The organism is Pseudonocardia sp. MH-G8 (assembly GCF_002262885.1).
Taxonomy (GTDB): domain Bacteria; phylum Actinomycetota; class Actinomycetes; order Mycobacteriales; family Pseudonocardiaceae; genus Pseudonocardia.
This window is the reverse complement of the sequence record NZ_NKYF01000001.1, coordinates 142,705-157,496: the sequence shown is the minus strand read 5'-3', so window position 1 is coordinate 157,496 and position 14,792 is coordinate 142,705. Positions and strand designations below refer to the sequence as shown.

The following is a 14,792-nucleotide window of genomic DNA, read 5'->3' as shown; positions in this document are numbered from 1 at the left end:
GGACTGACTCAGGCACCGATGTGGCGGCGGATGAAGGCCACGGCCCGCGAGTGCGCATCAATCGCAGCGCGGCAGGGCATCGCGACGAAGTTGTGCGGTGCGCCGGGGTAGACGTGTAGTTCGCTCGGATTGCCCGCGGCCAGCCACCGCATGTGCATGAACAGCGAGTCGTCGAGCAACGCGTCCTCGGTGCCGACGACGAATGTCGCGGGGCAGAGGCCCGACAGGTCGGCGTAGAGCGGCGAGACCCCGGGCGCCCGGCGGTCGAGATCGGGGCCGACGAACGCGTCGACGTAGCCGTGCAGGTCGGCGGTGCGCGGGATGCTGCGCTCGCCGCCGAACTGCCGGGCGCTCGGGGTCAGCGCGAGGTCGAAGAACCCGAAGATCAGGTGCGCGCAGGTGAAGCGGGCGGCCGCCGTGTCGCGCATCCGCAGCAGCGTCAGCGCGGCCAGGTGTGCCCCTGCGGAATCGCCGCCGATCACGAGGCGGTCGGTGCCCCACCTGCGCAGCGCGGTCTCGGCCAGCCAGGTCGCCGCGGCGACGCAGTCCTCGAGAGCGGCGGGGAAGGGGTGCTCGGGCGCGAGGCGGTAGTCGACGCTCACGCAGGCGAGGTCTGCGTCGTCGGCCAGCGCCTCGAGCTTGTGGTCCTGCAGGTCGGCCCCGCCCATGAACCAGCCACCACCGTGGATGTGCAGGTAGACCCCCGTGGGTGAGTCCGACGCGATCTCGCGCAGCACGAGTTCCCCGCCGGGTCCGGGTATGCGGATCGTCGTCGCCCGCGGCGACCGGACGATGGGCGGGAAGTGCCCGGTGCCTGACCTCTTGGCGTCCCGGATCGGCTCGGCGTGCGCGGCGGTCCACACCGGGAGCCCGGGAATCCGCGCTCTGACCACAGCCGCCGCCGCACGCGTGTCCTCGGGCACGGTGCTCCCCCCGAACACGCTCCCGTCTGACACTGCCGGGTCCGGCACGGCGCGGCCGTCGGTCCGTGCCTCAGACATCGGCCGGCACTCCCTCTGCGTCCGCCCGCCCGGCGATGCGCTCCGCCCGCAGCCGGCTGCGCCGGACCTTGCCCGCCTCGTCGCGCAGCGGCGGCTCGGCGAACTCGTACGCGACCGGCAGCTTGTACGTGGCCAGCCTCGTGGAAAGGAAAGCCTGCAGCGCCTCCGCCGTCACCGGCTCGGCGCCGTCCGCCGGCCGAGTGACGATCGCGTGCACCACCGCGCCCAGGTCCCGGTCCGGAAGGCCGATCACCACGGCGTCGTCCACCCCGGGGTGCTCGGACAACGCGTTCTCGATCTCGGCGGGGTAGATGTTCACCCCACCGCGGATGATCAGGTCCGTGCGGCGGTCGGCGATGTAGAGGAAGCCCTCCTCGTCCAGCCGCCCGAAGTCACCGATCGTCTCGTAGCCGTCCTCGGACCGCTGCGGTTCGGCGCCGAGGTAGCGATACGTCGAACCCGGACCGGTGTGCGGCAGGAAGTGCACCTCACCGACCTCGCCGGGCGGCAGCACCTCACCGCCCTCGCCCAGGATGCGGATGTCGCAGTTGATCGGACGCCCGACCGAGCCCCGGTGGGTCAACCAGTCGTGGCCGCCGATGACGGTGTTGCCCTGCCGCTCCGTCCCGCCGTAGATCTCCCACACCTTCTCGGGGCCGATCCAGTCGATCCACGCCTCCTTCAGCCAGGCGGGCATCGGCGCGGCGGTGTGCCAGACCGCGCGCAGCGAGGAGAGGTCGTAGCGCGACCGGACCTCCTCCGGCAGCCCCCAGATGCGGCTCATCATCGTCGGCACCAGGTTGGCCCACTCCACGCGATGGTGCTCGATCAGCCGCAACGCCTCCTCGGCGTCGAACCGCGGCATGCTGACGACGCTGTTGCCGCGGAATAGCGCACCGGACATGAACCGGAAAGGTGCGTTGTGGTGGAGCGGTCCGGCGTTGAGCACCACGCCACCGCGAGGCAGGCCGAGCAGCGCCTCGTCGGGGTCGACGGCGCCCGGCGCGAGGTCGACGATCACCTTCGGCCGGCCCGACGAGCCGCCCGACGTGATCGCCTTCCACCGGCTCCCGACGACGGACGGCACGGTCTCGTCGAGCTCCTCGTCCAGCCCGAGGTCGGTGGGCAGCGCGCCGGTCGCCCGCCGGATCGCCGCGTCCTCGGCGAGGATCGCACGCGGCCGAGCGAGGTCGAGCACGGATTCGAGCTCGTCCGCGGGCAGCCGTGGCGAGATCACGCACGGAGTGGCGCCGAGCTTCCAGATGGCGAAGGCGAACTCGAACACCGCATTGGAGTTCGGCAGCACCAGTGCGACGACGTCGTCGGGCGCCACCCCGAGCCGCTTCATGGCAAGCGCCCGACTATTCGAGCGAATGGCCATATCGGCCCAGGACACGCGTTCGTCACGATGCGCCATGCACAGTCGCTCGGGGCCGAGGCGATCGGCGAACCAGGCGGGGACGTCGCCCATCGGAATGAGGGGCATCGCACAACTCCTTCGATTTCGGCTTGACCCATGAGGTAAAATCGTGGCTCGGTCGATGGAGACGCTCGGCTTCATCTGCTCAAAGGAGAGAAAATGAACATCTTGAGTTTGCGCTACTTTCTCAAGATCGCCGAGCGGGGCAGTATCACCCAGGCCGCCGCCGAGCTGCACATCACCCAGCCCGCGCTCAGTCGCCACGTGTCCCAGCTCGAACACGAGCTCGGCGTGAAGCTGTTGATGCGGCACGGCCGCGGCGTGCGCCTCACGGAGTCGGGGCACCTGCTCGTCGCGCGGGCCACCACGATCCTCGCCGACATCGACATGTTGTCGAGCGAGCTCCTCGCGTGTCAGACCGAACCCCGCGGATCGCTTTCGGTCGGGCTGCCCTATTCCTGGACGGAGAACATCACCGCCCCCGTCGTGAAGCAGTTCAACGAACAGTACCCGGATGTCCGGCTCACCGTCATCGCCGAATCCAGCGAGACGCTCGAGGGCATGCTCAAGTCGCAGTACCTCGATTTCGCCGTGCTCTCGACGATCGAGAACGACCCCGAGATCGACTCCCGTCCTGCTGTGCATGATCCCATGTACCTCTTCGGTCCGCACGGTTCCGGTCTCACCGAACTCGACACCATCACCCTCGCCGATCTCGCCGAATGGCCCACGATCCGCCAGCACAACGCCACGGCTGCCGCGAAGCGCACCGACCAGCTGCTCGCGCGCGTCGGCCGGTCCCAGAACGTGCTGATCAAAACGAGCTCGTCGATGTTGCTGGAGCTGGCGGACCTGGTGCACGGATTCGTGACGATGCCGGGATGCGCGATGGGGTCCCGGCGCTACGACATGGAAGCGGTGCCGATCGCCGACCATTCCGTCACCTGGACCGTGGCACGGTTGCGCACCCATCCCCCCACGGCGGCGATGAAGGCGTTCGCGGGGGTGCTGAGTCACGTCGTCCACGCGCGCGCCGCGGATGGGAACTGGCCGGGGGTCGTCCTCGTCGAGAGCGCCTTCCAGCTAGGTCTTCCCGACCGGGCGGCGGGACATGGCCTGGTCGAGATGGGCGCCGGCGTCCACGATGAGCGTCTCTCCCGTGATGACCGCGGCGTCGGGTGAGCAGAAGAAGGCGATGCCGCCCGCTACGTCCTCGGCGGTGGGTGCGCGCTCGAGCGGCACGGTCTCCGCGACCTCCCGCACGACGGCCGCGTAGTCGTCCGGCGACAAGCGGTCCTCGTACCACCGCGTGCCCACGAAGCCCGGGCACACCGCGTTCACCCGGATGTCCGGCGAGAGCGCCCGTGCCAGCGTCCTGGTCAGGTTGAGCAGCGCCGCCTTCGACGCCCCGTAGGCCGTGCAGGAGCCGCCCCCGAACAGCCCGGCGATCGAGGCGATGTTCACGACGGCCCCGCCGCCCGCCACCCGCATGCCAGGCGCCACCGCGCGGATCATCTGGTAGGCGCCGATCACGTTGACGCGGTAGATGCCGGCGAAGTCCTCGTCGGACAGGCCGTCGAGCTGGGTGTGCGGCACGAACTTCGTCGCGCCCGCGTTGTTGACGAGCAGGTCGACGTCGGCGTCGAGCTCCTTCGCCGCCTCGGCGACGAGTCGGCGACAGTCGTCGTCGACGGCCACGTCCGCGGCGATCGCCACCGCGCGCACACCACGCGCCCGGCACTCGCGCGCAGTGTCCTCGGCGGCGTCGCGGCTCACCCGGTAGTTGACGGCGACATCGGCCCCGCGGGCCGCCAGCGTCAGCGACGTAGCGCGACCGATACCGGTGCCGCCGCCGGTCACGATCGCCGTCCTCCCACTCAGGTCCACAGCCGTCCTCCCTCTCTCGGTCAGTGGTCGGACGGTCAGTAGTCGAACGTGGCCGAGACGTCGCCCAGCCCCTCGAAGCGCGCGCTGATCGTCGCCTGCGGTTCGGCCGTCAGCAGCGCGGACGGCGACAGCGTGGCGAGGACCTGGCCCGCGCGGATCCCGTGCCGCTTCCGGGCCGTGTTGGCCCCGACGAACACCAGGATGAAGGGGTCGACGACGGGATGGCCGCCGCGGATGTCACCGACCGTTTCGCCCCCTTGCTCGGAGACGATCCGCAACCGGCTGAAGTCGATCGACCGCCAGTCCGGCCGGGGATCGCCGACGACGAAGCCGCCGCTCAGCGTGTTGTCGGCGTACCTCTCGAACGTGCGACCCGCGAGCTCGTCGAGGTCGTCGACGTCGAACCGGGTGGCGAGGAACTCGATCGCCGGTGCCGCCTCGACGGCTTGCGCCACCTCCTCGTAGGTGTAGGGCTGCTCGCGCGGCGGCAGGTCCGTCCGGGCGCGGAACACGATCTCCGGCTCCCAGATCCGCAGCCGGGACAGCTCGGGCGTGATGTGGGCGCCCGACGGGAGCGCGGTGAAGATCGGCGCGACCAGGTTGGGCTGGCCCGCCTTGAACGGGAAGTAGAGCTTCCACCCCTGCACCGGTATGCCGAGCCGGTCGACCAGCCCGTCGAGGATCATCTGCACGTCGAAGAACGTCTCGGGGATGCAGTCCTCGGGAAAGCTCGTCACCGGTCGGCCCGCGGTGCCGCGGTAGAGCGAGCTGACCAGGTCGGCGGCGCGATCGGCACTCATCTGATCCACGGTCAGTCCTCTCGGGGGTAGTACTCGTCGAAGGTCTTCGATTCGAGTTGCCACATGAACGCTTTGCTGAGCTTCCCGTCGGCGATCTCGTAGACGCACAGCCTCGGCACGATGATCGCGGGCTTGCCGGGGCGGGTGTGCCTCTGGTGGATGAGCGCCGCGACGATCGTGTCGCCGGCCAGCAGAATGGTCGGTGTTCCGACGAGATCGACCTTGCCGCCGTTCAGGTCCTGCAGGCGGAGCAGGTACTCCTTCGCCTCTTCGGTGTTTTTCACATGGCCCGACAGTGCGGAGTTGCCCGCGATGTACGCCGGCTTGTCGTCGGCGTAGAAGCTCGCCATGCGCTCCACGCTCTCGGGGCCGCCGTCGCCGTGCGCCGCGTAGTAGTCGACCAACAGTTGGAAGTTCTCGCTGGCGGTAGCCATTTCAGTTTTCCCCTTCCGATCGGGATCGCCCGGCCGTCCGGTAGTCCCCGAACTGACCGTCGCGCCGGTCGAGCGCGCTGGTGATGCCCTTGCGCAGCTCGCCGACGTAGGCGATGACCTCCGGGGTGTACCACGCTTGCGCCTGCACCTCGGTGCCCGCGCGGAGCCCGTTGCGGATCCCCATCGCCTCCATCTGGCGATGCAGCGCGCGCTTGTTCATCTGCTGCAGGCCCGCGGGCACCTTGGCGACGCGCTCGGCGATGTCCAGCACCGCACTCTCCAGATCCCCGGCCGGGAACGAGCGGTTCGCGAAGCCCGACTCGGCGGCCTGTCGGCCGGAGATCGAGTCCCCGGTGAGCATCATCTCCATCGCGGCGCGCATGCCCATCAACCAGGGGAACACCTGGTTGTCCGGCGGGCTCATCAGCCGGATCGCGGGATAGCCGATCTGGGCGTCGTCGGCGACGTACACGAGGTCGCACGAGGCGGCGAGCTCGGTGCCGCCCGCCAGGCAGTAGCCGTGCACCTGTGCGATCAACGGCGTGGCGAGGTCCCACAACCGGAAGCAGCCGTCCACGACGTGCCGCGCCCAGTAGCCGATCCCGCGCGCCGTGTAGTAGGGGGTGGGCCGCTTCGGCCGCTCACCGCCACCCTCCACCGAGCCCTGCGTCAGGTCGTACCCCGACGAGAAGCACGTTCCGGCGCCACGCAGGATCATCACGCGGACGTCCTCGTCGGCATCCGCCTGCTCGAGCACGGCGAATAATTCCCGACGCAGCTCGTTGCTCATGGCGTTGCGCTTTTCCGGCCGGTTGAGTGTCACCCGCAGGATGCCGTCCCGAGGACGGTCGAGTTCCAGGAACTCGCACTGGTCGTACGTTCTGGTCATGACGTGAAATCCGCCCTCGCGCTCGTTGTTGACCCGACCGTAGGCGGCGCCCTCAGCAGCGACAAATACCTGCTGCTTATCGCAGCCATGCCGGAAACGTTGGTTGTTGCCCGTGCCGCGCTCCCGTGGTTCACTGCCGCTCGTCGGAATCGCGGGAGAACAGGATTGTTCCCATGTCGGAACTCGCAGGGCGAGCAGCGTTCGTAACGGGCGCCGGAAGCGGCATCGGGCGGGCGAGCAGCCTCGGGTTGGCGCGGCGCGGCGCCTACGTGTGGGTCACCGACGTCGACGAGGCGGGCGCCGAGGGCACCGCCGAGCTGATCGCACGGGAGGGCGGCCGGGCAGCGGCGGTGCGACTCGACGTCAGCGACGAGGCACAGTGGACGGCCGCACTGGCCCGCTCCGACGACCGCGACGAGGCGCTGACGGTGCTCGTCAGCTGCGCGGGAAGGTCCATGATCGCCGACACCGCCACCATGCCGCTTGCCGACCTCCGCAGCCTGCTCGCGGTCAGCGTGGAGGGGACGTTCCTCGGTATGAAGCACGCGATCCCGCGCATCGCGGGGTCGGGCGGCGGTGCCGTCGTCACCATCTCGTCGCTGGCCGGTCTGAAAGGGATCCCCGGGATGGCCGCGTACTGCGCGACGAAGGGCGCGATCCGGATGATGACCAAGGCGGTGGCGCTGGAGTGCGCGGAGCTCCGCAACGGGGTCCGCGTCAACTCGGTCCACCCCGGCGTCGTCGACACACCCGCGTGGCACAAGCACGATCCCGAGGAGGTCGGACGCTCTCGCCACGGCTCGCCGGGAGCCCGGGTCCTCGACCCCCACGTGGTCGCCGAGACCGCGGTGCCGATCGGCGTCGCCTGCTCCCCGGCGGAGGTCGCGGACACCGTCTGCTTCCTCGCCTCGGACGCCGCCCGCCACATCACCGGTGCCGAGATCGCCATCGACGGCGGGATGACCGCAGGCTGAGGTCAATCACCTCACACCGAGAGGAGTCCGCATGTCGGAACTCGCAGGAAGAGCAGCGTTCGTGACCGGTGCCGGGAGCGGCATCGGGCGGGCGATCGCGCTCGCGTTGGCGGCCCGGGGTGCCTTCGTGTGGGCCACCGACTTCGACGGGGCGAGCGCCGACGTCACCGTCGAGCTGGTCCGGCAGGCCGGCGGCCGTGGGGAGGCGATCCCGCTCGACGTCCGGCACGAGACGCAGTGGCAGGACGCGCTGGCCCGCTCCGACTCCCACGACGCCCCGCTGACCGTGCTGGTCAACTGCGCCGGCACGCACGCCGTGACCGACACCTTCTCGATGCCGCTCGACGACTTCCGGCGGATCATGGCGGTGAACGTGGAGGGGACGTTCCTCGGTATGAAGCACGCCATCCCCCGCATCGCGGAGTCGGGCGGGGGAGCTGTCCTCAACATCTCGTCCGTCGCAGGTCTGAAGGGCATGGCCGGCTGGACCGCCTACTGCGGGTCGAAGGGCGCGATCCGCATGATGACGAAAGCCGTGGCGCTCGAGTGCGCAGGCCTGCGCAACAAGGTCCGGGTGAACTCGGTCCACCCCGGCTTCGTCGACACGCCCGCCCTGCGGAGCGCACTCGCCGGAGGTCACCGGGCCGAGCCCGGCCGAGGGCCGCGGGACCTCGACGACGTCGCGAAGACGGTGGTGCCGATCGGCGTCGCCTGCTCCCCGGGCGAGGTCGCGGACACGGTCTGCTTCCTGGCCTCGGACGCCGCCCGCCACATCACCGGAGCCGAGATCGCCATCGACGGTGGGATGACGGCGGATTGACCTCCGCCCGCCTCGCGGGGACTGGTATGGGATCACGCGCTGGGCCGGCTTCCGCCCCGTCGGAGACGGCGAACCCGGGTGAAGCGGCCGCGGCGACGCGGTCAGCGCATGTGGCCCGTCCGTGTGTCCGAGGGTGACGTGAACACCTCCGTGCCGGTCGATGCCTCGGCGATGTCGAGCAGGACCTTCATGGGGGCGTCGTCGGCGCGCGCTGCGCGGAAGGCCGCAGTGGCGTCGCCCAGCGGGAAGACCGCCACCGGCAACCGGTCGAGGCCGAGCGGGTCGTCCGGGAGGAGTGCGACGGCCTCGGTGAGGTCGTCGCGGGTGTAGACGCGGGAACCGAGCAGGCGCTGCTCGCCGAAACACACGGCTCTCAGGTCGAGGGCCACCGGGTCCCCGTAGACGGCCACCAGCACGATCGTGCCGGTCTCGCGAGCCGAGGCGGGCAGCACGCCGGCGACGTCGGGATGTCCAGCCGCGTCGAAGACGATGTCCGCCCCTTCGGATCCGTGGGTGGAGCGGAACCACGTGGCCGGGTCGACGCCGTCGGGGACGGTCTCGAACCCGCAGTCGACGGCGATCTTCCGGCGGCTCGCCTTCTGCTCGACGACGACCGTTCGCGCGGCACCGGCCTTGCGGGCGACCAGCGCGACCAGGATGCCGATGGGGCCCGCGCCGAAGACGAGCACCGACTCGCCTCCCCGCATCTGCGCTCGAGCCACCGCGTGCACCGCGACGGCGAGGGGCTCCGCCCATGCGGCGCGCCGAACCGGCACCCCGGGCTGCACCGGGACGACCCGGTCGGCCGGCACCGCCATGTGGTCGGCGAGGCCGCCCGCCGCGTCGATCCCGAACAGTTCGAGCTCGCGGCACACGTGTGATTCCTGGTTGCGGCAGGCCCAGCAACGGCCGCAGCTGATGAGCGGCTCGGCCACCACCCGGGTGCCGACCGGCGGCCCGTCCGCGCCCGATCGTAGGACGGTTCCGACGATCTCGTGGCCGAGCACCAGGGGAGCGGCCGCCCGGGGGTGCTTCCCCGCGACGATGGAGAGGTCGGTTCCGCAGATGCCGCCATACTCCACGCGCAGGAGCAGCCATCCGTCCGGCACCCGCGGGTACGGGACGTCGCGCACGTCGATGTGTCCCGGAGCGGTCCAGACAGCGGCCCGCATGGTGGCGTCCCGCGACACCGCGTTCATGGTCAGAGCTCCTCGGGTCAGCGTCGGAACTGGTCGACGTAGTCGGCGCCCAGGCCGTTCGCCGCGTAGTGGGCGCGGCACATGTCCAACTTGGTGAAGGCGTCCTCGTAGCCGACCTGGCGGCCGTCCTCGTCGAGGTAGATCATCGCGCCGCTGATGTTGAAGAAGGTGATCATCTCCTGGCAGTGGTCGGGGACCCGCAGGGTGTGGATCTCGCCGGGCGGCTCGTAGACGAACCCACCGGTGCGCGCCGTCCAGTCGTGCTCGTCGTACTTCCACTCGCCCGCGATGACGTACCCGACGACGATGCCGGGATGCCGGTGGCGGGAGACGATGCCCGACTTGGTCACCTTGAGCAGGTTGCACCACTGGCCGGTCACGGTGTTGATGAACAGCGGGCGGAAGAAGACGCCCGGGGCCTGCGGGACCCACACCCGGTCGTCGTCCGGGATCGCGTCGACGGCGATCTCCAGCGGGATGTCGGTCGAGACGGCGATCGGCTGCATGTGCGATTTCCTGTTCTCTCGTCCTAGTACCTGTCGGAGCCGACGGCCCCGGGGAACACGGGTTCGGTGCCCTCGCGCACCGCACGGATCCCGGCCTCGGCGTCCGGCAGCGTCGCGCTGTGGGCCTCGACGTAGAGCGAGTGCTCGAAGATACCCATGTTGTGCAGGTACCAGTCGTTCAACGCCGCCTTGGTGCCCTGGATGGCGAACTGCGGGCCCTTGGCGAGCTGCATCGCGGCCTCGTTCGCGGTCGACATGAGGTCCTCGTGGGGGACGCACCTGCCGACCAGCCCGATCTCGGCGGCTTCCCGGCCGGTGATCCGGTTGCCCAGCAGGAGGTGGTACTTCGCGCGGGCCATGCCGATCGCGAGGGGCCACACGAGGGCGGCGTGGTCGCCGGCCGCGAGACCGAGCCTGACGTGGCCGTCGATGAGCACCGCTCGCTCGCTGGCGATCGAGATGTCCGCGAGCAGCGCGATCGCCAGGCCTCCGCCGACCGCGACCCCGTTGATGGCGGAGACGATCGGCTTGCGGCACGCGATGATGCTGCGCACCAGGGTGCGGCCGTCGCGCGTGTCGACGGGGAGGGGCCCGTTGCCCTCCTTGATGTCACCCCCCGCGCAGAAGGCACGTCCCGCGCCGGTGATCAGGGCGACGTTCATCTCCGGGTCGGCGTCGAACTCACGCCAGATGCGGCCCTGCTCGGCGTGCCCGATCTCGCCGGACGCGTTCAGCTTCTCGGGGCGGTTCATGGTGATGCGGAGGACCCGATCCGCCCCCGGCTCCACCTGGAGGAACTCGTAGTCGCTGTACATCTGCTGCTCCTGTCATCGTGGTCGTGCCGCGACCGCGGCGATCGTGTCGGCGAAGATCTCGGGTGCCTCCACGGGCACGAAGTGCCCGACCCCGTCCACGGGCACCACCGTCACGTCCGCGAAGAAGGCGTCGAGCCGGTCGGACCACGCGCGGGGGAAGAGCGGGTCGTGCTCGGGCCACAGGAACGTCGTCGGGACGGCGATCCGGTCGGCGGGGTCCGGCTCGGTCTCGGCGAGCGCGCGGGCGACCATCCCGCTCGCCGCGCGGTACCAGCCGATCGACGCGACGAACGCCCCGGGAGCGCCGTAGGCGGCGGCGAGGTGGTCGAGGCGTTCGTCGTCGACGGTGTGGTCCGGGCCGGACCAGCGCGACCAGAAGTGCTTCAGGTAGGCCCGCGCGCGGCCCACGTCGCCGTCGATCAGCTCGCGGGCGAGTTCGAGCTGGTGGAAGGGCTGGTACCAGAACTCGCGCATCGGAGCCTCGTCGAGGATCCGCCGCCCGACGCCGGGCGCCGGCGGGGAGATCACCAGGGCGCGCACCAGGTCCGGCCGGTCGACGGCGAGCTGCTGGGCGACGCGGCCGCCGATGTCGTAACCGCCGATGACGGCCTGCGAGACCCCCAGCTCGTCGAGCAGCCCGGCCGCGCTGCGCGCCTGGGCGGGGGCGCCGTAGTGCCCGGCGGGATCCCGGTCGTGCTTGTCGGACTGCCCGAACCCACGCAGGTCCGGTACGACGACGTCGTGCCCGGTGCCGGCGAGCCGCTGCGCCACGGCCGCGTGGTCGGTCCGGTCACCCGGCCAGCCGTGCAGCAGCAGGACGGGGGACCCGGCGGGGTCGCCGTGCCGGTCGTAGGCGAGGCGGAAGTCGTCGATGGGCTGGGACAACAACATCGTGCTCCTCGAGCGTGCGTCGTGGATCCTGCGGACCGGATCGATGATCCCCGGCCGTCAGATCCGCCGGTCGACTCCACGCCAGTACGGCTCGCGCACGCGGTTCTTGAGGACCTTCCCGTTGGGGCTGCGCGGCAGCTCCCCGACGAGGTCGATGCGCTTCGGAGCCCGGATCCCACCCAGCCGCTCGCGGCACCACGCGACGAGCTCCTCGGGGGCGACGTCGGCCCCGGGTCGCAGCTCGACCACGCCGGTCACCGCTTCACCCCAGTCCGGATGCGGGATGCCGACGACGGCGCAGTCGCCTACCGCGGGGTGGCTCCACAGGACCTGTTCCACCTCGCTCGGGTACACGTTGAACCCGCCCGAGATGATCATGTCCTTCTTCCGGTCGGTGATGAACAGGTAGCCGTCGGCGTCGAGCCGGCCGATGTCGCCGGTGTGCAGCCAGCCGTCGACCACCGTCTCCGCCGTCTGCTCGGGCTGGGCGTGGTAGCCCGCCATGACCGTGTCCCCGCGCACGCAGATCTCGCCCGCCGTCCCGCAGGGCACGGCGTTGCCCTCGTCGTCGCGGATCTCGAAGGAGAGGAGCGGGGTCGGCCGGCCGCAGGAGGCGAGCCGCGTCTCGTCGAGGCTGCCGTCCGGAGCGAAGAGCTCCGCACACCGCATCAGCGCGATGGTTCCCGGCGACTCCGTCTGGCCGTACGCGGCCGTCATCACGGGCCCGAAGACGTCGATGGCCTGTCTGAGCCGCTCGACCGACATCGGCGCGGAGGCGTGGATCAGGTAGCGCAGCGACGAGAAGTCGCGCTGCTGGCCCTCCAGGTGGTCGAGCCAGCGGTAGATCACCGTCGGGGGCAGGAACATCTCGGTGACGCCGTACTGCTCGATCACGTCGGCGAGCACCGTGTGGTCGGCCTTCTCCAGGACCACGACCGTGCCGCCGCGTGCCGTCGCCGGCAGGCTGAGCAGCCCGCTGGTGTGTGTCATCGGCGCCGCGGCGAGGTTGACGATCGGCTGCCGGGCCTCGTAGTTCAGCAGCATCAGCAGGTGAGCGGTGGACGTGTGGAAGTTGCGATGGGTGCTCATCACACCCTTGGGTCTGCCCGTCGTCCCACCCGTCGGCGGGATCGCGACGATGTCGTCGATCGCGGTGCGGACGTCCGGGGGCTCGGCGGGGTGGGCGCCGCACCAGCGGTGCAGTTCAGGACCGTCCGCCAGCTCCTGGTCGAGGCACACGGCCAACCGGAGACCGGGCGACCGGTCCCGGAGCGACTCCACCACGCCTGCCATCGACGAGTGGTAGAAGATCGCCTCGCAGTCGAAGGCCGCGGCGAGCTCGGCCGTCTCCTCCTGCGGCATGGCGGGGTTCAGCGGCACCCAGACCATCCCGGCCCGCCAGCTGCCGATCACGCAGATCCAGGCCTCGGGGTGGTTCGGCGACAGGACGGCGACCTTCGTGCCCGGCTCCAGCGCGGCGCTCAGGCCCTGCGCCACCCGGCAGGACAAGGCGTACGCCTCGCGGTAGGTCCACCGGCGCCCGTCCATGATGTACGCCGGACCGTCCGGGTTCTGGCGGAGCCCGCGATCGAAGAACTCGGTGATCCTCACGCCCGGCGCCTCTCGTCGACCTGGTGTTCCAACGGCTCGATGGTTCAGCGCGGCCGCCCCCGCTTCTACGGCGAGCGCCCCAACCGTCGGCGACCGTGATTGGAGGCCGCTACAACGTCTGGCAGAATGCGGTTGCAGGAGGCCGGATTGGAACCATCAGAATTGCGCAGCCGTTCCGCGGGGCAATCGTTTCGCGACAGCGTGGCGAGGCTGATGGACGACGTCGACGAACTCGTCGTACGGACCGTTGCGAACGGCGACGAGCAGCGGCCGCCGTACGCGGTGGTGCCGCGCAGCGCGATCGAGGCCTCGGTCCGGATGAACCTGGAGACCGTCCGCCACTCGCTTCTCGCCGGGTCGCCCGTCGTCGACGAGCGCGACGTCGAGGCCCTGACCATCCGGGTCGACGAGCGCCTCGGGCAGGGCCTGCGGGTCGAGGACGGGATCCAGGGCTGGCGCCAGTCGATCGGCGTCATCCAGGAACGGTTCATCGAGATCGCGGCCGAACGGGGCGTCGACGCGGCCGAGGTTCTCAGCGCCGTCCGCATCCTCTGGCAACTGAGCGACCTGATGACGAATCAGATGACCGCGCTCTTCCGGAGCCGGCAGCTCACCGGTGCGCTGCGGCATTCCCAGCTGCGTGCGGAATTCCTGGAGAAGGTCCTCTCCGGAGGATTACCGGTTCCCGAGGTGCACGCGCGGGGGGAGGAGCTCGGCCTCGACACCACCATCGAGTACCTCGCGGTGAAGGCGGGCACCGCGCCGGGCGCGTCCGTGGAGACGCTGCGGCGTCGCCTGGAGACGCGGGCCACCGATCTGGTCGTGGTCGCCGACGGGTACTGCTTCGGCTTGCTGTCCGGTCCCGTCGGCGTGCTGGCACCCGAGGACGTCGTCGCGCTCGGCCCCGCGGCACCGCTGCCCGAGGTCGCGGGCTCGTTCGAGCTCGCGACACGCATCTACGACTGGATGGGGCGCCATGGCGTTCGCGGCCGGCGCAGGATCGAGGACATCGGCTGGCTGCTCGCGGTCGACCGGGACGACGCCGTCACCGCTCTCCTGCTGCGCCGCTACCGAGCGCCGCTCGACTCGATGGGCGATTTCGGCGCGCTCATCTGGCGCAGCATCCGCGCCTACGTGAGCGCGGACAAGAACGTGGCTCGCGCCTCCGAGGCACTGGTCGTCCACCAGAACACCCTCCGCTACCGGCTCGCGCGCTTCACCGAGATCACCGGGGCGAACCTGGATTCCACGGATACGTTGCTCGAGGTGGCCTGGGCCCTCGCCGCGGAGCCGGACGAGACGACATGAATCCGCCCGGTCACGGCAAGAGCCGCCCTTGTTCCGCAAGGGGCTGGGTGGCTGCGGGCGTCGATGGGGGTGGACGGGGTGTGTGACCTGGCCCAGTGCGGTGTCACCGGCATGATCACGGCCTCGGTGCCGGGGCGGCCATATCTGGCCGTGTGTGCACCCGTCCGATGATCAAGTCCGGGGTCCGAGGGGCGTGATCGGCGGTCTGGTGCGGGGGCGGCCAGATGAGCCCGTTGT

The 14,792-nt window shown here is 70.5% G+C and carries 15 protein-coding genes; 4 read left to right on the top strand and 11 right to left on the bottom strand.

Annotation, left to right across the window (positions count from 1 at the left end; translation table 11 throughout):
• Positions 1-8 precede the first annotated feature (8 nt).
• The gene (locus tag CFP66_RS00690) at positions 9-1,001 is read right to left on the bottom strand and encodes an alpha/beta hydrolase (protein WP_094919810.1); all 993 of its coding nucleotides are present in this window, start codon (positions 999-1,001) and stop codon (positions 9-11) included.
• The gene (locus CFP66_RS00685) at positions 994-2,487 is read right to left on the bottom strand and encodes an AMP-binding protein (protein ID WP_094919809.1); all 1,494 of its coding nucleotides are present in this window, start codon (positions 2,485-2,487) and stop codon (positions 994-996) included. The genes CFP66_RS00690 and CFP66_RS00685 overlap by 8 nt, the downstream gene beginning before the upstream one ends.
• A 93-nt stretch (positions 2,488-2,580) precedes the next feature.
• Between CFP66_RS00685 and CFP66_RS00680 the strand changes: the two genes are divergently transcribed.
• Complete coding sequence (locus tag CFP66_RS00680) at positions 2,581-3,603, top strand: LysR family transcriptional regulator (protein WP_094919808.1); 1,023 nt, start codon at positions 2,581-2,583, stop codon at positions 3,601-3,603.
• Here the strand turns inward: CFP66_RS00680 and CFP66_RS00675 are convergent.
• From CFP66_RS00675 to CFP66_RS00660, 4 genes are all read right to left on the bottom strand, one after another.
• Complete coding sequence (locus tag CFP66_RS00675; protein WP_198961183.1) at positions 3,505-4,281, bottom strand: SDR family NAD(P)-dependent oxidoreductase; 777 nt, start codon at positions 4,279-4,281, stop codon at positions 3,505-3,507. The two genes, CFP66_RS00680 and CFP66_RS00675, sit on opposite strands and share 99 nt — an antisense overlap.
• A gap of 62 nt (positions 4,282-4,343) precedes the next feature.
• Positions 4,344-5,108 (bottom strand): hypothetical protein, encoded by a 765-nt coding sequence (locus CFP66_RS00670; RefSeq protein ID WP_143517067.1) that lies wholly within the window; start codon positions 5,106-5,108, stop codon positions 4,344-4,346.
• A gap of 11 nt (positions 5,109-5,119) precedes the next feature.
• Positions 5,120-5,542 carry a hypothetical protein gene (locus tag CFP66_RS00665; RefSeq protein ID WP_094919806.1) on the bottom strand — a complete coding sequence of 141 codons (423 nt, stop codon included), beginning with the start codon at positions 5,540-5,542 and terminating at the stop codon, positions 5,120-5,122.
• A gap of 1 nt (position 5,543) precedes the next feature.
• Entirely contained in the window at positions 5,544-6,431 is an 888-nt protein-coding gene (locus tag CFP66_RS00660; protein WP_094919805.1) for an enoyl-CoA hydratase-related protein, read from the bottom strand.
• Positions 6,432-6,604: 173 nt separating this feature from the next.
• Between CFP66_RS00660 and CFP66_RS00655 the strand changes: the two genes are divergently transcribed.
• Together CFP66_RS00655 and CFP66_RS00650 are read left to right on the top strand one after the other, a co-directional pair.
• On the top strand, positions 6,605-7,405 hold the full coding sequence (locus CFP66_RS00655) for an SDR family NAD(P)-dependent oxidoreductase (RefSeq protein ID WP_094919804.1): 801 nt from the start codon (positions 6,605-6,607) through the stop codon (positions 7,403-7,405).
• A 31-nt stretch (positions 7,406-7,436) separates the two neighbouring features.
• Positions 7,437-8,225 (top strand): SDR family NAD(P)-dependent oxidoreductase, encoded by a 789-nt coding sequence (locus tag CFP66_RS00650; protein ID WP_094919803.1) that lies wholly within the window; start codon positions 7,437-7,439, stop codon positions 8,223-8,225.
• A 101-nt stretch (positions 8,226-8,326) separates the two neighbouring features.
• Here CFP66_RS00650 and CFP66_RS00645 read toward each other — a convergent pair whose 3' ends face one another.
• Genes CFP66_RS00645 through CFP66_RS00625 form a run of 5 tightly spaced genes read right to left on the bottom strand, consistent with a single transcriptional unit; the run spans position 8,327 to position 13,247 of the window.
• The gene (locus CFP66_RS00645; protein ID WP_094919802.1) at positions 8,327-9,424 is read right to left on the bottom strand and encodes a zinc-binding dehydrogenase; all 1,098 of its coding nucleotides are present in this window, start codon (positions 9,422-9,424) and stop codon (positions 8,327-8,329) included.
• A gap of 17 nt (positions 9,425-9,441) precedes the next feature.
• On the bottom strand, positions 9,442-9,930 hold the full coding sequence (locus CFP66_RS00640; protein WP_094919801.1) for a 2,4'-dihydroxyacetophenone dioxygenase family protein: 489 nt from the start codon (positions 9,928-9,930) through the stop codon (positions 9,442-9,444).
• A gap of 23 nt (positions 9,931-9,953) precedes the next feature.
• A complete protein-coding gene (locus CFP66_RS00635; RefSeq protein WP_094919800.1) occupies positions 9,954-10,745 on the bottom strand; it encodes an enoyl-CoA hydratase-related protein in 792 nt (263 codons plus the stop codon).
• A 12-nt stretch (positions 10,746-10,757) separates the two neighbouring features.
• Positions 10,758-11,636 (bottom strand): alpha/beta fold hydrolase, encoded by an 879-nt coding sequence (locus CFP66_RS00630; protein WP_094919799.1) that lies wholly within the window; start codon positions 11,634-11,636, stop codon positions 10,758-10,760.
• Between the two features lie 57 nt (positions 11,637-11,693).
• Positions 11,694-13,247, bottom strand: a complete 1,554-nt coding sequence (locus CFP66_RS00625) for a class I adenylate-forming enzyme family protein (RefSeq protein WP_094919798.1) — start codon at positions 13,245-13,247, stop codon at positions 11,694-11,696.
• A 213-nt stretch (positions 13,248-13,460) separates the two neighbouring features.
• On the opposite strand from CFP66_RS00625, the gene CFP66_RS00620 reads away from it, so the two are divergent.
• Positions 13,461-14,555 (top strand): CdaR family transcriptional regulator, encoded by a 1,095-nt coding sequence (locus CFP66_RS00620; RefSeq protein WP_158227990.1) that lies wholly within the window; start codon positions 13,461-13,463, stop codon positions 14,553-14,555.
• Positions 14,556-14,792 lie beyond the last annotated feature (237 nt).